Source organism: Sphingobium sp. (assembly GCF_041987595.1).
GTDB lineage: Bacteria > Pseudomonadota > Alphaproteobacteria > Sphingomonadales > Sphingomonadaceae > Sphingobium.
The window spans coordinates 1-19,207 of sequence record NZ_JBHIWJ010000049.1; the positions used below are offsets into that span (position 1 = coordinate 1).

At 63.9% G+C, this 19,207-nt stretch carries 19 protein-coding genes and 2 pseudogenes; 9 read left to right on the forward strand and 12 right to left on the reverse strand.

Annotated features, from left to right (window positions below; all coding sequences use genetic code 11):
- Window positions 1-240: 240 nt before the first annotated feature.
- Window positions 241-585 (forward strand): annotated as a pseudogene (locus tag ACFC3J_RS13435) (GMC oxidoreductase); the annotation flags it as partial.
- Here the strand turns inward: ACFC3J_RS13435 and ACFC3J_RS13440 are convergent.
- Window positions 580-909, reverse strand: a pseudogene (locus ACFC3J_RS13440) (ATP-binding protein); the annotation flags it as partial. The pseudogenes ACFC3J_RS13435 and ACFC3J_RS13440 overlap by 6 nt on opposite strands.
- 156 nt (window positions 910-1,065) lie before the next feature.
- On the opposite strand from ACFC3J_RS13440, the gene ACFC3J_RS13445 reads away from it, so the two are divergent.
- Window positions 1,066-1,908, forward strand: coding sequence for an outer membrane protein (locus tag ACFC3J_RS13445; protein WP_375196669.1), 843 nt, complete (start codon window positions 1,066-1,068; stop codon window positions 1,906-1,908).
- A 72-nt stretch (window positions 1,909-1,980) separates the two neighbouring features.
- Here the strand turns inward: ACFC3J_RS13445 and ACFC3J_RS13450 are convergent, their stop codons facing one another.
- Window positions 1,981-2,667 (reverse strand): GcrA family cell cycle regulator, encoded by a 687-nt coding sequence (locus ACFC3J_RS13450; RefSeq protein WP_375196670.1) that lies wholly within the window; start codon window positions 2,665-2,667, stop codon window positions 1,981-1,983.
- 117 nt (window positions 2,668-2,784) lie between these two features.
- Between ACFC3J_RS13450 and ACFC3J_RS13455 the strand changes: the two genes are divergently transcribed.
- On the forward strand, window positions 2,785-3,633 hold the full coding sequence (locus ACFC3J_RS13455) for an ABC transporter permease (protein ID WP_375196671.1): 849 nt from the start codon (window positions 2,785-2,787) through the stop codon (window positions 3,631-3,633).
- Here ACFC3J_RS13455 and ACFC3J_RS13460 read toward each other — a convergent pair whose 3' ends face one another.
- Entirely contained in the window at window positions 3,634-3,759 is a 126-nt protein-coding gene (locus ACFC3J_RS13460; protein WP_375196672.1) for a hypothetical protein, read from the reverse strand.
- Window positions 3,759-5,078 (reverse strand): UDP-glucose dehydrogenase family protein, encoded by a 1,320-nt coding sequence (locus ACFC3J_RS13465; RefSeq protein ID WP_375196673.1) that lies wholly within the window; start codon window positions 5,076-5,078, stop codon window positions 3,759-3,761. Before ACFC3J_RS13465 ends, ACFC3J_RS13460 begins: the two co-directional genes overlap by 1 nt.
- Window positions 5,079-5,237: 159 nt before the next feature.
- On the opposite strand from ACFC3J_RS13465, the gene wecB reads away from it, so the two are divergent.
- The 4 genes from wecB (at window position 5,238) to ACFC3J_RS13485 (ending at window position 10,726) form a co-directional block, all read left to right on the forward strand.
- On the forward strand, window positions 5,238-6,383 hold the full coding sequence (gene wecB, locus ACFC3J_RS13470) for a non-hydrolyzing UDP-N-acetylglucosamine 2-epimerase (protein WP_375196674.1): 1,146 nt from the start codon (window positions 5,238-5,240) through the stop codon (window positions 6,381-6,383).
- Between the two features lie 108 nt (window positions 6,384-6,491).
- Window positions 6,492-7,787 carry a UDP-N-acetyl-D-mannosamine dehydrogenase gene (gene wecC, locus ACFC3J_RS13475; protein ID WP_375196675.1) on the forward strand — a complete coding sequence of 432 codons (1,296 nt, stop codon included), beginning with the start codon at window positions 6,492-6,494 and terminating at the stop codon, window positions 7,785-7,787.
- A 117-nt stretch (window positions 7,788-7,904) separates the two neighbouring features.
- The gene (locus ACFC3J_RS13480) at window positions 7,905-8,615 is read left to right on the forward strand and encodes a polysaccharide biosynthesis/export family protein (protein WP_375196676.1); all 711 of its coding nucleotides are present in this window, start codon (window positions 7,905-7,907) and stop codon (window positions 8,613-8,615) included.
- Complete coding sequence (locus tag ACFC3J_RS13485) at window positions 8,615-10,726, forward strand: GumC family protein (protein ID WP_375196677.1); 2,112 nt, start codon at window positions 8,615-8,617, stop codon at window positions 10,724-10,726. Before ACFC3J_RS13480 ends, ACFC3J_RS13485 begins: the two co-directional genes overlap by 1 nt.
- A gap of 163 nt (window positions 10,727-10,889) precedes the next feature.
- Here the strand turns inward: ACFC3J_RS13485 and ACFC3J_RS13490 are convergent, their stop codons facing one another.
- From ACFC3J_RS13490 to purS, 3 genes are all read right to left on the reverse strand, one after another.
- Complete coding sequence (locus ACFC3J_RS13490) at window positions 10,890-11,486, reverse strand: hypothetical protein (protein WP_375196678.1); 597 nt, start codon at window positions 11,484-11,486, stop codon at window positions 10,890-10,892.
- A gap of 260 nt (window positions 11,487-11,746) precedes the next feature.
- Complete coding sequence (purQ, locus tag ACFC3J_RS13495; protein ID WP_192668488.1) at window positions 11,747-12,421, reverse strand: phosphoribosylformylglycinamidine synthase subunit PurQ; 675 nt, start codon at window positions 12,419-12,421, stop codon at window positions 11,747-11,749.
- Between the two features lie 3 nt (window positions 12,422-12,424).
- Window positions 12,425-12,658 carry a phosphoribosylformylglycinamidine synthase subunit PurS gene (gene purS, locus ACFC3J_RS13500; protein WP_021224554.1) on the reverse strand — a complete coding sequence of 78 codons (234 nt, stop codon included), beginning with the start codon at window positions 12,656-12,658 and terminating at the stop codon, window positions 12,425-12,427.
- A 203-nt stretch (window positions 12,659-12,861) separates the two neighbouring features.
- Between purS and ACFC3J_RS13505 the strand changes: the two genes are divergently transcribed.
- The gene (locus ACFC3J_RS13505) at window positions 12,862-13,014 is read left to right on the forward strand and encodes a hypothetical protein (protein ID WP_375196679.1); all 153 of its coding nucleotides are present in this window, start codon (window positions 12,862-12,864) and stop codon (window positions 13,012-13,014) included.
- A 236-nt stretch (window positions 13,015-13,250) separates the two neighbouring features.
- Window positions 13,251-14,003, forward strand: a complete 753-nt coding sequence (locus tag ACFC3J_RS13510) for a sulfite exporter TauE/SafE family protein (RefSeq protein WP_375196680.1) — start codon at window positions 13,251-13,253, stop codon at window positions 14,001-14,003.
- Between the two features lie 31 nt (window positions 14,004-14,034).
- Here the strand turns inward: ACFC3J_RS13510 and purC are convergent, their stop codons facing one another.
- From purC to otsB, 5 genes are all read right to left on the reverse strand, one after another.
- Window positions 14,035-14,817 carry a phosphoribosylaminoimidazolesuccinocarboxamide synthase gene (purC, locus tag ACFC3J_RS13515; protein ID WP_375196681.1) on the reverse strand — a complete coding sequence of 261 codons (783 nt, stop codon included), beginning with the start codon at window positions 14,815-14,817 and terminating at the stop codon, window positions 14,035-14,037.
- A 148-nt stretch (window positions 14,818-14,965) separates the two neighbouring features.
- The gene (locus tag ACFC3J_RS13520; protein WP_375196682.1) at window positions 14,966-15,097 is read right to left on the reverse strand and encodes a hypothetical protein; all 132 of its coding nucleotides are present in this window, start codon (window positions 15,095-15,097) and stop codon (window positions 14,966-14,968) included.
- 34 nt (window positions 15,098-15,131) lie between these two features.
- The gene (gene otsA / locus ACFC3J_RS13525; RefSeq protein ID WP_375196683.1) at window positions 15,132-16,541 is read right to left on the reverse strand and encodes an alpha,alpha-trehalose-phosphate synthase (UDP-forming); all 1,410 of its coding nucleotides are present in this window, start codon (window positions 16,539-16,541) and stop codon (window positions 15,132-15,134) included.
- 10 nt (window positions 16,542-16,551) lie between these two features.
- Window positions 16,552-18,357: a glycoside hydrolase family 15 protein gene (locus ACFC3J_RS13530; RefSeq protein WP_375196684.1), complete on the reverse strand. Its 1,806-nt coding sequence runs from the start codon at window positions 18,355-18,357 to the stop codon at window positions 16,552-16,554.
- A gap of 70 nt (window positions 18,358-18,427) precedes the next feature.
- The gene (gene otsB / locus ACFC3J_RS13535) at window positions 18,428-19,192 is read right to left on the reverse strand and encodes a trehalose-phosphatase (protein WP_375196685.1); all 765 of its coding nucleotides are present in this window, start codon (window positions 19,190-19,192) and stop codon (window positions 18,428-18,430) included.
- Window positions 19,193-19,207: the final 15 nt, after the last annotated feature.

The window sequence follows — 19,207 nt, forward strand, 5'->3', positions numbered from 1 at the left end:
CCGGGCGTCGGGCGGAACCTTCAGGACCATCCCCTGCTGAGGGGCATCAATTTCTCCGCCCGTGCGCCGCTGGGGCCGGTGCGCGACAACGGCGGCGGGGCGCAGCTCAACTGGCGCAGCCGGGCGGGCCTGCGCGCGCCGGACCTCCACGCCTTCGTGGTGCAGGGGTCCCATGCCGGCCCCGAGATCGCCGCCACCGCCGATCTGTCCGGCCCGGTCTTCGCCGTCTCCCCCGGGCTGATGGGCTCGACCGGCATCGGCAGCCTGCGCCTGGAGAGCGCCGAGCCGGACGGCGCGGTGACGCTGCGGCCGAATTTCCTGACCGAGCCCGCCGACCGCGCGGCGCTGGCCGGCGCCATCGACACGATCCTCGCCCTCGCCGAGACGGCGGCGTTCCGCGATCTCGGCGCCGTACCGCTGACGCCGGCCCGGCGCCTGCGTCCCGCGGAGGCCGAGGCCTTCCTGGCGCGGGCCTGCTCCACCTTCTTCCACACATGTGGCACCTGCGCGATGGGCACAGGGCCCGCGGCGGTGGTCGATCCGGCCCTGAACCTGCATGGCGTGGCCGGCCTGCGCCTCGCCGACGCCTCGGTGATGCCGACGATCCCGACCGGTAACACGCAGGCGGCGGTGGTGATGATCGCAGAGCGCGCCGCGGCCATTGTCCGTGATGGTGAGCTTGTTGCCCGGCTCCAGCAGCACCTCGATCCGCGTGGCATGGCCCGCGACCGCCTCGTCCATGCTGTTGTCCAGCACTTCGCTTGCCAGATGATGCAGCGCCCGTTCGTCGGTGCCGCCGATATACATGCCGGGGCGGCGCCGGACCGGCTCCAGCCCTTCAAGGACTTCGATGGCGGAGGCGTCATAGCCGGGGGAGGAGGTGGGCTGGCTCTCGAACAGATCGGACATGGGGACAAGCTATAAGGGGCCGTGCGGCAGGTGCAAGCGTGACCCAAATCCCACACCCAGGCAAAAAGTCGCGGGTAAGATTGAACAAATCCGTAGCGCGCATCGTTGGCCCCTCGATTGCGGATCGGAAATCCGCGCAGGCGAGGAGAATATTTCGTGACATTGCATCGACTTGCGCCGCTTGGCGCCACGCTGGCGTTCATTCTGGCTACACCCGCGCTGGCACAGGATGATGGCGGCAGGGTGGACTGGACCGGGCCCTATGTGGGCGGCTCCTTCGGATATAATTGGCAGAAGCGCGACGGCGGCGAGCATCTGCGCTTCGATACGGACGGTGACGGCAATTTCGACAATGTCGTGACGACCGCGACCGGCGCGAACGCCTTTTCGCCCGGCACCTGCGGCGGTTCTCCCCGCGGCGTGACCCCGGCAGCGGGATGCAATGACGACAAGGACGCGATCGGCTGGATGGGGCATGTCGGCTATGACATGCAGTTCGGCAACATCGTGGCGGGCGTCGTGGCCGAGGCGGGCGACGCCTATGTCGGCGACAGCGTCACGGAATTTTCCACCACCCCGGCCAGCTATACCATGACCCGGCGGATCGGCTGGAACGGCAATCTGCGCGCCCGGCTGGGTTGGACCACCGACAGCGGCATCATGCCCTATATCACCGGCGGCCTTGCCTATGCGAAGGTCAAGAACAGCTTCTTCACCAGCAACACGGCCAACAGCTTCACCCAGACCGACCGCAATGAGGATGGCTGGGGCTGGACCATGGGCGGCGGCGTCGAGGCCAAGGTGGCGCAGAATTTCTCGATCGGCGCCCGCTATCTTTGGACCCGCTACAATGTCGGGGATTATCGGGTGAATGTGGGTCAGGGCACGGCGCCCGCCACCAATCCCTTCATCATCACGCCGTCGGGCACGACCGACATCAGCCGGGGCGACAAGTTCGATACCCAGAGCGTCATGGCGACCGCCAGCTTCCGCTTCTGATCGCAGTCGTCGCAAATGAAAAAGGCCGGTTCCCGTGGCGGAACCGGCCTTTTTGCATTCAGCGACTGCGCCTCAGCGAACCCTAGGCCCACCGAAGGGCAGCGGCGGCGGCGGACGGCGGGTGCCGCGCGGCAACTGCGCCTGATAGGCGCGGCCGCAATGTTCGACGCAATAAGGGAAACCCGGATTCACGGCCTCGCCGCAAAAGTGGAAGTCCGGCTCGCCCGGATGGCCCATCGGCCATTTGCAGATCCGCTCGGTAAGGTCGAGCAGCGACGTCTTGCCCGCGATTTCCGGACTGGGCTTGGCGGGCACCAGACGGCGCGGCGGGGCGGGCGGGATCGGCGCCTGCTGGTCGCCGGGACCCTGACGCAGAAAGCCGCCGGGGCCGACCGAGATGATGCGCGGCTGCGGCTTGGGCGGCTCCGCGTCCGCAGTGGCGACCGACGCGGCGGGAGCCGGCGCGGGCGCCGCCGGGGCTGGGGTGCGCACCGGCGCGGGCGCGGCATGGCTTACCGGCGCGGCGGGCTTGGGCGCTTCGGCTTCGGGAGCAGGCTTGCGCACTGGCGCAGGTGCGGCCTTTTTCGGCGCTTCGTTGGCTTTCACCGGGGAAGGGCGCGATTGCAGGCCCAGGCGATGCGCCTTGCCGATCACCGCGTTGCGGCTGACGCCGCCCAGTTCGTCCGCGATCTGGCTGGCTGTCAGGCCCCGTTCCCACATTGCCTTGAGCTGGTCGATACGCTCGTCGGTCCAGGACAATGAATGACTCCTCAAAATCTCAAATTCGCGCCCTATATGGGGGCGCGCTCGCATGGTTCAATTTACCACGCATAACGCCCTTGCGGCACAACCCCTCAGCCGATAGTCGATCTGCCCATGAACAACCAGTCCAAAATTGCAGCAAATCTTACCCAGCAGCCGCCGTTCCATGAACCGGGCGAGCTGGTCATACGCAATGTGAACTGGGCGGGGACCAGAGCGCTCTACCGGAAGGAAGTGCGCCGCTTCATGAAGGTGCAGCTTCAGACCATCTGGGCGCCTGCCGTGACGACGCTGATGTTTCTGGTCATCTTCACCCTCGCGCTGGGCGGCGCCAACCGGCAGGTGCTGGGCGTGCCCTTTGCCGATTTCATCGCGCCGGGCCTGATGATCATGGGCATGATGAACAATGCCTTTGCGAACAGCAGCTTCTCCCTTCTGGCGGGCAAGATGCAGGGGACGCTGATCGATTATCTGATGCCGCCGCTGTCGGTCAGCGAATTGCTGCTGGCGCTGGTCGGCGCGGCGGTAACGCGAGCGGTCTGCGTGGGCCTTGCGCTTTGGGGCGCAATGGCCTTGTGGCCGGGCGTGCATGTGACTCCGGCTCATCCCTGGGCGATCATCTGGTTCGGGCTGATGGGGGCGGGGCTGACGGCCTTTATCGGGGTGCTGACCTCGATCTGGGCGGAAAAGTTCGACCATGCCGCCGCCATCACCAATTTCGTGATCGGGCCGATGACGCTGCTGTCGGGGACTTTCTATTCGATCGACCGCCTCGCACCCGTATTCCGCGCCATCAGCCATGCCAACCCGTTCTTCTATGCGATTTCGGGCTTCCGCTATGGCTTCGTCGCGGCGGCGGACGGGGACGTCATGGTGGGCAGCATCGTCCTGCTCGGCCTGAACATCGGTCTTGGCCTGCTCTGCTACGCGCTGCTGAAGCGGGGCTGGAAGCTCAAGGCCTGATCAGGTCAGGCCGGCAATGACGGGCACGGCCAGGGTCAGGAAAAACAGCGTCGAAGCGGCGATCAGCCAGTGATGCAGGCGGGGAAGGGCGCGGTCATCGCGCCCTTCCTGCATTTTGATCCGCATCAGGCCTGAACGCCCCTGCCGCCCACGCGGGTCAGCGAGAAGCCTGCGGCCTCAGCCTCCCTGCGCGGATAGATGTTGCGCAGGTCGACCAGCACCGGCCCGTTCATCGACGCGGCGAGGCGCTTCAGGTCGAGGGCGCGGAAGGCATCCCATTCCGTCACCAGCACCAGTGCATCGGCGCCGGTCGCGGCCTCATAGGCGTCCTTCGCCATGCTCACGCCCGGCATCAGCGGCGCGGCAACCTCCATGCCCTCGGGATCATAGGCGACGATCTTCGCGCCCGCATCTTCCAGCGCCTGGACGATGGCAAGGCTGGGCGCATCGCGCATATCGTCGGTATTGGGTTTGAAGGTGAGGCCCAGCAGCGCGACCGTCTTGCCCCGCGCTTCGCCGCCGATCGCCTTCACGATCTTGCGCCCCATGGCCCGCTTGCGCAGGTCGTTCACCTGCACGACGGTTTCGACGATGCGGATCGGCGTGTCATAATCCTGCCCGGTCTTGACCAGCGCCAGCGTATCCTTCGGGAAGCAGGAGCCGCCATAGCCCGGCCCGGCATGGAGGAATTTCGACCCGATCCGGTTGTCGAGACCAATGCCCCGCGAAACGTCCTGCACCTCGGCGCCCACGGCTTCGCACAGGTCGGCCATTTCGTTGATGAAGGTGATCTTCGTCGCGAGGAAGGCGTTGGCGGCATATTTGATCAGCTCCGCCGTGCGCCGGCCGGTGAACATCACCGGCGCCTGATTGAGATTCAGCGGACGATAGATCTGCGCCATCACGTCGATGGCGCGGGCGCTGCCGGTGGTGCCGACGACGACGCGGTCGGGCCGCTTGAAATCGCCGATCGCCGCGCCTTCGCGCAGAAATTCGGGATTGGAAACGACCTGAATGTCCAGATCGGGGCGGGCTTCATGGACGATCCGCTCGACCTCATCGCCGGTGCCGACGGGGACGGTCGACTTGGTGACGATGACGGTCGGCCCGTCCAGCGATTCCGCGATTTCCTTGGCCGCGGCGTAGACATAGCTCAAATCCGCATGCCCGTCGCCACGGCGCGAGGGCGTGCCCACGGCGATGAAGATCGCGTCCGCGCCCTTCACCCCTTCGGCCAGATCGGTCGTGAAGGTCAGTCGCCCCGCTGCGGCATTGCTGGCCACCAGATGGTCGAGCCCCGGCTCAAAGATCGGCATGCGCCCGGCTTCGATCGCGGCGATCTTGCCCGCATCCTTGTCCACGCACACCACGTCATGGCCGAAATCGGCAAAGCAGGCGCCTGAAACCAGCCCGACATAGCCCGTGCCGATCATCGTGATCTTCATAAAATCTCTCAGCCCTTAGTTGAGGGAAGATGGTTCGCCCGGCCTCTAGCATAGGTCTTCGCCAATGCGAAAGCACGCGTCGGGGGTACTCATGTTCAGAGGATGGTTACCATTTTCTGTCAGTCACTTACCCGAATGGCGGCTTGCAAAGGGTAAGAAATGAAGGTTGCGCTGGTGTTCGGGACGCGCCCCGAAGCGATCAAGCTGTTCCCCGTGATCCATGCGCTGCGAGCGCGGGAGGATGTGGAAACGCGCGTTATCGTGACCGCGCAGCATCGCGGCCTGCTGGATCAGGTGCTGGAGATTGCCGGGATCAAGCCGGATATCGATCTGGACGTGATGACGCCGAACCAGACGCTGGACGGCCTGACGGCCAAGCTGATCGTCGAATTGGGCAAGGCGTTCGACGCGGAAAAGCCCGATCGCGTGGTCGTCCACGGCGACACGCTGACCACCATGGTCGCCAGCCTCGCCGCCTATTATCGCAAGATTCCCGTCGCCCATGTCGAAGCGGGCCTGCGCAGTGGCGACATTCACCACCCCTGGCCGGAGGAAGTGAACCGCCGCGTCGTGGCCTGCATCGCCGACATGAACTTCGCGCCGACTCAGGCCGCTGCGGACGCTCTTCTGGCTGAAAATCGTGATCGGAAAAGCATCCACATCACCGGTAACACCGTGATCGACGCGCTGCTGGCGACACGGCAGCGGGTGCTGGCCGACCCGAAGCTGGCCTGCGGTCTGGACGATCTCGCGGCCCGCTTTGCCGGCAGGCGCATCATCGCCGTCACCAGCCACCGCCGCGAGAATTTCGGCGGCGGCATGGAGGCGATCGCCCGCGCCATAGCGGACATAGCCGCCCGCCCGGACGTTGCGGTGATCTTCCCGGTCCATCCCAATCCCAATGTTCGCCCGGTGATGGAGGCGCTGCTTGAGGCGCTTCCCAATGTCGCGATGATCGAGCCGCTGGATTATCCCCATTTCGTCCGCCTGCTCGACATGTGCGAACTGGTGCTGACCGACAGCGGCGGCGTGCAGGAGGAGGCGCCCTCGCTCGGCAAGCCCGTCCTCGTCATGCGCGAAACCACCGAACGCCCCGAAGGCGTCGCGGCAGGCACCGCCAGACTTGTCGGCACCGACCGCGCGATGATCGTGCGCTCGGTCGTCGACCTGCTGGATGACGAGGAGGCCTATGCCGCCATGTCCCGCGCCCATAACCCCTTTGGCGACGGGAACGCATCCGAACGCATCGCCAAAATCATTGCCGCCAGCGCACAGGCAGAAGAAGATCTGGACGAAGCGGCCTGATCAAGCCTTGGCTATCCAACCATGCGCGCTTTGCCATGCCGTTACCGAAATCTTCAGCATTTATGGTCAGAAACCGGGGGAAATCATCGGCTTCCCCAGGATCGACACATGCCCCTCGAAAAGCTCCAGCAGAAGGTTTCCGTCATCGGCCTTGGCTATATCGGCCTGCCGACGGCCGCGCTCATTGCGCGGGGCGGGGCGCAGGTGGTCGGCGTCGACGTCAGCGCCCATGTGGTGGAGACGGTCAATTCGGGCCGCGTCCATATAGAGGAGGTCGACCTCGACGGTCTGGTGCAAGGCGTCGTCTCCCGCGGCAATCTGCGCGCCAGTCTGGAGGTCGAACCGAGCGATGTCTTCATCATAGCCGTTCCCACGCCGGTCGCCGAAGACCGCGCCCCTGACATCAGCTACGTCCTGAAAGCCGCCCGCACCGTCGCGCAAGTCCTGAAGGCGGGAGACACGGTGATCCTCGAATCGACATCCCCGGTCGGCACCACCGAAGCGATGCGCGACCTCTTCGCCCAGCTTCGCCCCGACCTCAAAATGCCCGCTCAGGGCGTCGCTGGCGACATCGCCATCGCCTATTGCCCGGAGCGCGTGCTGCCGGGCCGCATATTGGTCGAACTGATCGACAATGACCGCTGCATCGGCGGCATCACGCCCCGTTGCGCCCGCAAGGCGCTGGGCTTCTACCGCCAGTTCGTGCGCGGCGCGTGCATCACCACCAGCGCCCGGGCCGCAGAGATGGTGAAACTGGTCGAAAACAGCTTCCGCGACGTCAATATCGCCTTCGCCAACGAACTGTCCGTCATTGCCGAGCGCATGGATATCGACGTGTGGGAAGTCATCCGCCTCGCAAACCGCCACCCGCGCGTCAACATCCTGCAACCCGGACCCGGAGTCGGTGGTCATTGCATCGCGGTCGACCCCTGGTTCATCGTCCATGGCGACCCGGAAAACAGCCGCCTCATCCGAACCGCGCGCGAAGTGAATGACGGCAAGACCGACTATGTGGTTGCCCGGGCCTCCGACCTGATCGACGAATTTCCCGGTGAAGAAATCGCCTGCCTCGGGCTCGCCTTCAAGCCGAATATCGATGATTTCCGCGAAAGCCCTGCAGTCAAGGTCGCGGCCCGCCTCGCCCGGCGCTACGGTCGCCGGATCAAGCTGGTCGAACCCTATGCCCATGACCTGCCGATGGAATTCGCGGGCAGCGGCGCAGAGTTGATCGATCTCGATACGGCTCTGGAACAATGCGGCGTTTTCGTCATTCTTGTCGATCATGACGTTTTCAAATCCGTTCCGGTGGACGAACGCGCCGACAAGGCGGTCTACGACACGCGCGGCGTCTGGCCCGATCAGCCTCGGCGAGCCGCCCCGGATCAGGCTCGCATCGCCGTCTGACGGGGCGAGGGCGGGCGCTTTCGCGTCCGCTTGCGGTTGCCATGTTCCTGTCGCGCCGTTAACCCCGCTCGAAACGGCAGCCTTGCTGTCACGAAGAAGCGGGGATTTTTCAACGGCATGAACCGGCCGACCATCAACAGGCTCCCGATTTTGGCTGGCCTTTTGGCCTGCACCCTGCTGGTCGCCTGCTCGACGGTGGAAGACGCGCCAAAGGGGAAGGCCGCCTATGCCGCCATCCCGCCAGCCCCGGCGGTCGGCGTCGATTACCACATCTCACCCGACGATGTGCTGCGCATCCAGGTCTATCATGAGCCCGGCCTGTCGCTGGAGGACGCGCAGGTGACGGCGGCGGGCATGATCCGCATGCCGCTGGTAGGCGACGTGTCGGTGGCCGGCCTTTCCGCCAGCGAAGCCTCCGACGTCATCGCCGGGCGCTTGGGGGAGCGCTATCTCGTTTCCCCGCAGGTCACCGTTTTCGTCAAAAAGGCAGTCGGCCGCCGCATCACCGTGGATGGCGAGGTCCGCGAACCGGGCCTGTTCCCGATCGAGGGCCGCCTTGGACTGCAACAGGCCGTCGCGCTCGCCGGGGGGGCGACCCGCCTCGCCAGCCTCGGCCAGATCGTGGTCGTCCGCATGGTCGAAGGCCAGCGCAGGGCCGCCATGTTCGACCTTTCCGCCATTCGCAAGGGCGAGGCGCCCGATCCCGAAATCCTGCCCGGCGACACGGTCATCATCGGCCTGTCCCGCGCAAAGGCCATTTTGGGGGGCGCTCTGCTGGCGATACCCGCTCTGGGCGTCGGCTTCATCGCTCTGGATGGAGGCCGTTGATGGCGCCGGGTCTGCTGATCGAACCGGATGACAGCCCCGCCACGGTGGAGAGCCGGGCCGCGCGCTTCGCCGCAGCCGCCAACGCCGCATGGATGGCGGTGCGGCGTCATCGCATCATCCTGTTCGTCACCATGGCCCTCTGCGTGCTGGCGGGCGTGGTGTTCATCCTGCTGTCGACGCCGGACTATCAGGCGACCGCCTCGGTCGAAGTGGAGGACATCCCCGCCGGAGCCGCCGGTGCTGCAGCGGCCCAGCGGCAGGCCGCCCCCTCCGACAGCGAAGCGCTGATGCAGACAGAGCTGGAAGTGCTGCGCAGCCGCGCCCTGGCCGAGGATGTCGCGCGGGAACTGGCCCTCGTCGGCAGCCGGACCTTTTTCGACGGCATGGACGTCCGGCGCCCCGAACGCGGCGCCGGTTCGCTGACCCAAAGGCAGGTCGAAGCCGAAACGGTCGTCCGCCTGCTGCGCGATAATCTGAAGGTCGAACTGCCCGGAAAGTCACGGGTCATCCGCATCAGCTTCACCAGCGCAGACCCGGTGCTGTCGGCCCGCGTCGCCAACAGCTATGCGGACAGCCTTATCCGTGCGGATCTGAGGCGCGGGTTTGAATCCGGGGTGCAGGCGCGCCGCTTTCTGCTGGGCGAGCTGGACGGCGCGCGCAAGGATCTGGAACGGGCGGAGCGGGACATGGCGGTCTATGCCGCCCGCAGCGGTGCCGCCGCTGCCGACCCGGATACGGCGCAGCCCATCAGCGATACGCCGCCCGAAGGCACGACAGCCACGCGCCTTGCGCAGCTCAACGCCTTCCGCGCTCAGGCGACGGCTGATCGCATCGCCGCCCAGAAGCGCTGGGAAAGTGCCCGCCTCTCCAGTGTCGAAACCCTGCCCGAAGTGCTGAACAACGGCGCCATGCAGCAGTTGATGGTGCAGCGGGCGCAGGCGCGGGCCGACATGGTCGAGGAACGCCAGTTCCGCAAGGACGCCCATCCCGAAATGCGCGAGGCCCGCGCAAGGCTGGCGGCGCTGGACGATCAGGCGGAATCGATGGCAAACACCATCCGCGCTTCGCTCAGGGAACAATATGAAGTCGCCGTCCATGGCGAAAAGCAGATTGAATCGGAGATCAGGAAGGTCGAGCATCAGGCCCAGGCCGAGCGCGGCCGCGGCGTGCAGATGAGCATATTGGAGCGGCAGGTCGACACATACCGCCTGCTGCATGACAGCCTGCTCCAGCGCTATCGCGACATGGCATCGCAGGCCGGGTTCCAGGCGGGGCGCATCCAGCCGCTCGACCGCGCCGCCGTGCCGTCCCGGCCGTCTTCCCCCAATATCGGCGTCACCATGCTGCTCGCCTCGCTCGGCGGGCTGATGCTGGGACTGCTGGCGGTGGCGGGGCGGCATATTTTCGACGACGCGGTGACCTCCGCGGATACGCTGGCGGAGCGCGTGAACCTGCCGCTGCTCGGCGCCGTCCCTGCCGGCGACAGGGTCGCGCCGGATGTTTTCGCGCCGATGGCCTCTTCCCTGCTGCTGGCGTCAGCCGCGGGCCTGCCGCGATCGATCCTCGTGACCAGCGCGCAGGAAGGGGAGGGTAAATCCTCCACCCTTCATGCGCTCGCCAGCGCGCTTGCGAAACTCGAAAAGCACGTACTTGTGGTCGATGCCGACATGCGACGACCCCGGCAGCACAGCCTGTTTAATGTTCCGGCAGGCCGCGGCATCAGCGAGTTGCTGACCGGGCAGGCGAAGGTCGACGAGGTGATCGTGGACAGCGGCGTGTCCGGCGTGGCCCTGCTTCCCTGCGGCGCAATCCCGCCCAATCCCGCTGAACTGCTGGTAACGCCTGCTATCGACGCGCTGCTCTCAACGGTCCGCGACCGCTATGACACGGTCCTGATCGATGCCCCGCCGATATTGGGCCTGCCCGACGCGGGCCTGCTGGCGATCAAGGCGCAGGCGGCGCTGCTGGTGGTTGAATGGGGCCGCAACCATCATGGCGGCCTGCGGGTCGCGGTCGATCGTCTGAGACGCGCAGGCGGCGCCATCATCGGCGCGATCCTCACCAAACAGGAAGGCCGCGCCTTCGAATATGACTATCATCGGGGCGGGTAGGGCGCAAAAAAAACCGTCGTCAGGAGTCCTTCCCCCGCGAAAGACTGGAAATATCCGCAATCACGGCCTGAAGCGCAGCCCGTGCGAGGTGGAGTTCCGCGTTCACGGGAACGACGATAAGGCGTGGATTGCGGACCGGCAGGTTGGGTGCAGATGAAGCGGATTATCGGCCTTTGCGTGATCTAGCATAAACCGCTCTTTGCATCTTCGGGCTTCTCATTGCTTCGGCAAAATCGCTACAGCTAGAGCTTCTAAAGCGCAGGGATTCACCGAATAGTTTTGCACGAAATTGCGCTATAAATCCTGTATCAAGTAGTATTTTTCGGAGATCAATTCTAACTTTCTCGCCTACATGAAGCTTTAAATCGCAGTTCGTTTGGCCTTCAACCCGATATTCTCTTAGCCGTTCGCCAAACCATATGTGAGTTGGCCTAACTATAGCCGTTGTTGTTGAGCCGAAGATGGAAGTCGAGGAACTAATTACCTCTCCATCCAAGGCTACAGATGCGCTATCGAGACGATTGATTTCCGCCTCCACCATCTCGGCTTCGCTGGCGTAGAAAACACATTCGCAAGCGAGCGCGGGCGTTTGAGCAAGCACTCCCGCAACGATGAGCACCCACAGTTTCATGTCTTCTTCCCCCCTGCCGGAATGTCCGCAGTTGAGGAATAAAACTTGAAGCATTTTTGGCAACAACTGGTCGCTTTCGAACCCTGTCCCTAAAGTGCGGCCCGAGCCCAGATCACTGGTCCAGATCATGCGTGACCCAATGGTCACAGATGCCTGAAGGAAACGTCCTATTTGTCCAACAGGAGGCGATTAAGCCTGTCCTATTCCCCACGGACGGGACTATCCCGCATCGCTCTTTGAAACGTCCGGTAAATCACGCCTTGCACACGCGCGTACACTGTGAACTTCGGCGGAAAAATGGCCAAAATCCGTCGTTTTACGTGTGAAGAGGAAAAGTGCTGCGTCCTGTTCCCGGACGCAGCCCCCAAAATTTCGCCCTGACCCGTCGCTCAGGCGCGGGCCATCAGTCCTTCGACCAGACCTTCGAACAACCGGCGGCCATCGGTCGAGCCATGGGCCGCCTCGATCACGCGTTCCGGGTGGGGCATCATGCCCAGCACATTGCCCGTTTCGTTGAGAATGCCCGCAATATTGCGCGCCGAGCCATTGACGCTTTCCGCATAACGCAGCGCGACCCGGCCTTCGCCTTCCAGCCGGTCGAGCGTCTCGGCATCGGCGAAATAATTGCCGTCATGATGCGCCACCGGGAAGCTGATCGCCTCACCCGCATCGTAGCGGCTTGTAAAGGCGCTTTGGGCGTTCTCCACGGTCAGGGCCACGTCGCGGCAGACGAAATGACCGCCCGCATTGCGCAGCAGCGCGCCGGGCAGCAGGCCGCTTTCGGTCAGCACCTGAAAGCCGTTGCAGATACCCAGCACATAGGCGCCTCGCTCGGCCGCCTTGGCGACAGCCTGCATCACCGGCGAACGGGCTGCCATCGCGCCGGAGCGGAGATAGTCGCCATAGGAAAAGCCGCCCGGCACGCCGATCAGGTCCAGATCGTCGGGCAGTTCGGTATCGCGGTGCCAGATCATGGCGGGCTTCGCGCCGGTCACCGCCTCGAACGCCACGGCGAGGTCGCGGTCGCAATTGCTGCCGGGGAAGACGATGACGGCGCTCTTCATGGATCAGGCCACCTTTTCGATGCGGTAGTTTTCGATCACCGTATTGGCCAGCAGCTTGCGGCACATGGCATCGATATCCTCGTCGCTGGTGCCGTCGGCCAGGTCCAGCTCGATCAGCTTGCCCGCGCGCACATCATTGACGCCGCCAAAGCCAAGGCCTTCCAGGGCATGGTGGATCGCCTTGCCCTGCGGATCCAGGACACCGCCCTTGAGGGTAACGAAGATGCGGGCTTTCATGGGGCAGGAAACTCCGTAAACTTGCCTCTCGCGCACCTCCGAAGCATTTTTGCGTGCAGAATATGCAGGCAACAAAACCGGAAGGCCGACGATCATTTGAATCGTCCAGCCCTCTAGTCCCGCCGCGCCCGGCAGGCAAGGCATTATGCTTTTGTTAGCGGCTGCCGGGCTATTCTGCGGGCTGGGGGAAGGGTTTTTGCGTTATGGCCGGTCTTGCTTTGGCGATGTTTGTCGGGCTTTTTGCCTTTGGGCAGCAGATCATGGGTTATGATGATCCCCATGGCCGCGTCCAGCTCGCGCTGCTGGCGACCTTCACCTTCGGCGTGCTGATCGGCTACCGCACCAAAAGCGCATAGCGCCTGTTTGAAAATGCGCCATCGGCGCATTGCGGCACCAGCCTTCAAAACGAGGCGCGTTGCTCGTTCGAACCCCCACCCGGCCACCCATGGAATACTGCCGTTGGGCGGCCGGGTGGGGAGAGGGCTGGTGCCGCCTCGGAAATCGCTCTTGCGCGATTTCTCAAACGGACTCTTGGCGCCGCGCTGCAAAAAGTCGTTCCCCTCGGGTGCCGCTCTGCTTTAGGCGGAGCGCCATGAATCCGGAATATCTCTATTATTCTTGCGCCATCATGGCCGTCATCCTGTCGGGCCTTGCAAAAGGCGGTTTTGCGGGGGTGGGCGCCCTGGCCATGCCGGTCATGGCGCTCGGCGTCGATCCGGTGCGCGGCGCGGCCATCCTGCTCCCTATCCTGATCCTTCAGGACGCGGTCAGCGTATGGGCGTTCCGGCATAGCTGGGACCGTCATATTCTGAAGGTGATGCTGCCCGGCATGGCGTCCGGCATCGGTATCGGCTATTTTTTCGCCGCGCAGGTGCCTGAAGCCACCGTTTTGGGCGTGTTGGGGTTGATTTCCACGCTGTTCGGGCTTCAGCGCCTCTGGATCGAACGGGGAGGGCAGATCGTCCTGCCGTCCAATTCGCCTGACTGGGTCGGCCTGTTGTTCGGCGTGGCGAGCGGCTTTACCAGCCAGATTGCTCATGCAGGCTCGCCGCCATTTCAGATGTGGGTGCTCCCCAGACGCCTGCCACGGGACGTGCTGGTCGGAACCACGGCGATCGCCTTTGCGACGATGAACTGGATGAAGGTGCCCGCCTACGCCGCGCTGGGCCAGTTCACGCGGGCCAACCTGCTGGCGACGGCGATGCTGGTCCCGATCGCGGTAATCGCCACTTTTGCCGGTGTGGCGCTGGTGCGCCGGGTCGACGCGGCGCGCTTCTATACGCTGATCTACGTGCTGATGGTGCTGCTGGGGATCAAGCTGATGGCAGACGCGCTGCTCTCCTGAGCAGCGCGATCCGCCGGATCAATGTCAAATGTCAGTCCTTGCTGCGCTTCTTGCGGTGCGTGTCGAGATCAAGGACGGTGGTGTCCGCGCCTTCGGGCATCAGGCCCAGGCGGCGGGCGACTTCCTGATAGGCTTCGACTTCGCCGCCCAGATCGCGCCGGAAGCGGTCCTTGTCCAGCTTCTCGCCGGTGTTCATGTCCCACAGGCGGCAGCCGTCCGGGCTGATCTCGTCAGCCAGGATGACGCGGCTGTAGTCGCCGTCCCACAGGCGGCCGAACTCCAGCTTGAAGTCGATCAGGCGGATGCCGATGCCTGCGAACAGACCGCACATGAAGTCGTTGATGCGGATCGCCATGTCGGCAATGTCATGCATCTCTTCCTGGCTGGCCCAGCCGAAGCAGGCGATATGCTCTTCGGACACCAGCGGGTCGCCCAGCGCATCGTCCTTGTAGCAATATTCGATCAGCGTGCGCGGCAGCTGCGTGCCTTCCTCGATCCCCAGCTTCTTGCTGAGCGAACCGGCCGCGACGTTGCGAACGACGACCTCGATCGGGACGATTTCGACCTGGCGCACCAGCTGTTCGCGCATGTTGAGGCGGCGGATGAAGTGGGTGGGAACGCCGATCTGGCCGAGCAGGGTGAAGATATGCTCGGAAATGCGGTTGTTGAGGACGCCCTTGCCCGAAATCGTGCCCTTCTTCTGGGCGTTGAAGGCGGTCGCGTCATCCTTGAAATACTGGATGATCGTGCCCGGCTCTGGGCCTTCATAAAGGATCTTTGCCTTGCCTTCGTAGATCTGGCGGCGACGGGCCATGTGCGGTTCCTGTCTTCCCTAGAAAGAATGTGCCCCGGCAAACGCGAATCGGAAAAGATCAGCGGGTGCCGGGGCTGCTTGGGCTGGCCCTTAGACCAAAAGGGCCGGGGGTGCAATTAGTCGGCTGATTCCGCTTCTTTCGCCGCGTTTACAGCACGTCGCCGAACATGAACCAGATGAGGGCCAGCCACGCGACCAGACCGACCGCCCCCAGGATCACGCCTGATCTGGCTCGAATGGCGGCGATCAGACCGACTGCTTCTTCGCTATCTTCCATCATGCCGACAGTAACGGCAGATTGCGGAAACGGAAGATCACCATGCGGCGGCTTCGGTTTCCGGCCTTTTCGCCTTGTTGCGTTCGACCGCCATCAGGCGCCCGGTAAAACATTCGCGCCACCACCGGATATCCTGCTGTTCTACACAATCCATCATGGCGCGCCAGCGCCGCTTTCGCTCGTCGAGCGGCATGGCGAGGGCTCTTGTGATGGCGTCGGACATTTCCTCCGGGCTGTAGGGATTGATCAGCAGGGCATCCTTGAGCTGTACGGCCGCTCCGGCGAAGCGGGAGAGAACCAGCACGCCGGGATCTTCCGGATCTTGGGCCGCGACATATTCCTTGGCGACCAGATTCATGCCATCCCGTAGCGGCGTGACCAATCCGATGCGCGCCGCCCGGTAAATGCCCGCCAGCTTGTCGCGCGGATATCCCTGATTGACGTAGCGGATCGGAGTCCAGTCGACATCGCTATATTCGCCGTTGATGCGGCCTGCGATGGCGTCAAGGGTGGCGCGGATCTGCTGATAGCTTTCCACTTCGCCGCGGGATGGCGGCGCGATCTGGGTCAGCACGACGTTGCGATGCTGTTCGGGATGGTCCTTCAGAAAACGGGCATAGCCGTTGAACCTTTCCTCCAGTCCCTTGCTGTAATCAAGCCGGTCGACGCCCACGATCATCGGCCGTTCCTGAAGCGAGCGGCGGACCTGTTCGAACATCTCCTTGGCGGTGTCGCTGGTGGCTGCATCCGCATATTCCCTGGCGTTGATGCCGATGGGACACGCGACCGCCTGAATGGTGCGGCCGCCCAGCGTCACATAGTCGCCATCGACCGTGCCGCCCATTTCACGTTCCACATAATGGCGGAAGGATTCCAGCCATTCCTCCGTATGGAAGCCGACGACATCATAGGCGAACAGCGTCTGCACCAGCTTGGTATGGTGGGGCAACGACACCAGCAGGCGCGTGGGGGGCCACGGAATGTGCAGGAAGAAGCCCATGCGGTTCTCAAGCCCCCGGTCGCGCAGCATCTGGCCCAGCGGGATCATATGATAATCATGAACCCAGATGACGTCTTCCGGTTCGATCAGCGGGCAGGCCGTATCAGCGAAACGCTGGTTGACGCGGTTGTAGCCGCCTTCGAAATCGCGCGCATATTCGGCCAGGTCGATGCGGAAGTGGAACAGCGGCCAAAGCGTCTTGTTGGCATAGCCGTTATAATATTCGTCGACATCCTGTTCCTCCAGATCGATGGTCGCGGTCTTCACCCCGTCATCTTCGGCAAAACCGATCTGGCCGGTGAAATTTTCGGTGACTTCGCCCGACCAGCCGACCCAGATGCCGCGACTTTCCCGCAATGCCTGAGAAAGAGCCACAGCAAGGCCGCCCTGATTGCCGTTTTTGGTCGGCCTGCTGACCCGGTTGGAAATGACGATCAGTCGGCTCATGGCAGGCACCTCATCGCATCACGCTCCACGGTTTGCTCAAGAGCACGGCGCAGTTGATGATGCCGACCAATGAGTAGGTTTGGGGATAGTTCCCCCACAATTCCCCGGTCGCGGGGTCGATATCTTCGGAAAGCAGCCCGGCGGCAGTGCGGCGGGACAGCATTTCCTCGAACAGTTCGCGGGCTTCATCAGCGCGGCCGGTGCGATGCAGCGCCTCGATCAGCCAGAATGTGCAGACGTTGAAGGCGGTTACAGGTTCGCCGAAATCATCGGGCGCGCTGTAGCGAAGCATGTCGTTGCCCCGTCGCAGGTCCTTTTCCAGCGCCTTCAGCGTACCGACGAACATCGGATTGTCGGCGGTCAGGAAGCGCAGGTCGAGCAGCTGAAGCAACGAAGCATCGCGGGCGTCATCCTCGAAATTGGCGGAAATGGCATTGCTGCCGTTGCGCCAGGCCGACTGAAGGATGCGGGCCTTCATGACCTCGGCGCGTTCGCGCCAGTGGATTTCGCGTTCGGGCAGCCCCACCGCGATGGAGGCGTGGGCCAGCCGGTCGCAGGCGGCCCAACACATCACTGCGCTGTAGCTGTGGACATGGGCGCGCGTGCGCAGTTCCCAAAGGCCAGCATCCGGCTTGTCATAGACCTGCCAGGCGCGCTCGCCTACCGCTTCGAGCGCCTCGAAATCCGACATGCCCGCCATGCGCAACAGGCGCTGGTCGATAAAGCCCTGAACCGAGGAGAGGACGATCTGGCCATAGGCGTCGTGCTGGATCTGGGAATAGGCGGCGTTGCCAACCCGGACCGGACCCATGCCGCGATAGCCCGGCAGGCAGGTTGCTTCATGCTCGTCCAGCGTCGCATTGCCGCGCACATCGTAAAGCGGCTGGATGTGGCCGCCCTTGGCTCCGTCCACGATGTTGCGGAGGTAGACGAGATAGCTTTCCAGCACATCGAGCGCGCCGAGCCGGTTGAGCGCCTCGACCGTATAATATGCGTCCCTGATCCAGCAGTAGCGATAGTCCCAGTTTCGGCCGCTGTCGGCATGTTCGGGGATGCTGGTGGTGAGTGCCGCGACAATGGCGCCCGTTTCCTCATGCTGGCAGAGCTTGAGCGTGATCGCAGAACGGATGACCGCTTCCTGCCATTCCGCCGGAATGGCAAGGCCGCGCACCCAGAGCTGCCATTCATATATGGTGTCGTCCAGCATCCGCTCCACGGCGGGGCGAAGGGCATCGGAAAAACTCTCGTCCGGACCCATGAAGAAATGCATGTCCTGTTCCAGCCGGAACCAGCTTTCCTGCGAAATCAGGCCGATCGGCGCATTGGTGGACACGCGCATTGCCATATAGGACAGGACCAGCCGGATATGGTTGGACCCATAGCTGATCGGCACCTTTTCCGAATGCCAGCTTGTTGTGGGACGTAGCCGGACGCGGATGCGCGGGCTGCCCGCTATGGGGCGCACAACCCGCGCGAACGCCACCGGACGATACATGCGGCCCTGATGCTTGTGCCGGGGGCAGAAATCATACAGCTCGATCGCGTTGCCCTGCCCATCGCTCAGGCGCGTCACAAGGATGGGGGTGTTGCGGATATAATGTTGCTCGACCTCGGTGCAATTTTCCAGTTCGATCGCCCAGAAACCGCGGGCTTCGGGCGTATCCCATGCCTTGTCGTCGAGCAGTGCGGAAAAGACGGGATCTCCGTCGACGCGGGGCACGCAGGCCCACACCATGCGGCCGACGCGGTCGATCAGCGCGGATGCCTGGCAATTTCCGATAGGCCAGAGGTCGAGCGAGCGCTCTTTTCCGGCCATGAAGGTGTTTTTTGGCTCTTTGATCGGTCTGCCCCCTTCTTCGCTTCACGGGGGCAACAGGTCCTTCGGATCAGGCCGGACCCACAGCCCCCTGAACGAGATAATGCCTGACGGCGGCAACCTGTTCCAAAGAGAATGCGGCGAGTGTGGGTCGGGGCGAGCCGACAAGAATGCCCGAACCGCCCAGGTCGCGCGCTGCGGCGAAGCCTTCCTCGTCCGTGACGTCGTCACCGATGAAGACCGGCGTGCCTCCGGCCATGGGAGCGCTCCGCATGAGATGATGGACGGCGCTGCCCTTGTCGGCGCCGCCGGGGCGCAACTCGTAGAGCATCTTGCCGGGCTGGAGCGTGAGGCCGAGGCTTTGGGCAAGCCCTTCCGCCAGTTGCTGCGCCTGCCCGCCCCATTGCGGCGCGCCGCGGAAATGCAGACCGACGCTGATTGTCTTGCGCTCGACGAGAAGGCCCGACTTTCCGGCCGCAAAGCTTTGAAACGCAGCCTCGGCCTCGTCGACGGCCGGAAGGCGGTCGGGCGCGTCGACCGCGCATCCCGGCTCTGCAAACTCAAGGCCATGCGTGCCCGACAGCAGGAAATCGCGGAAACCAAGGTCGCATAAAGTGGCAACCGAACGGCCGCTGACGATGGCGAGCCGACCGTTCAGGCGATCCCGCAACCGGGCCAGAAGGGCGAGCAGGTCATGGTCCACGATCACCCCGTCGGGCGTATCCGCAATGGGCGTCAATGTTCCGTCGAAGTCGAGGAACAGCGACGCGCCCTTCAGCAGTGCGGCCGGTGGAGAGGGAAGATCGGGAAGAGGGGGAAGCTGGGAGTCGGACACGCGCGCAAAGTGGCG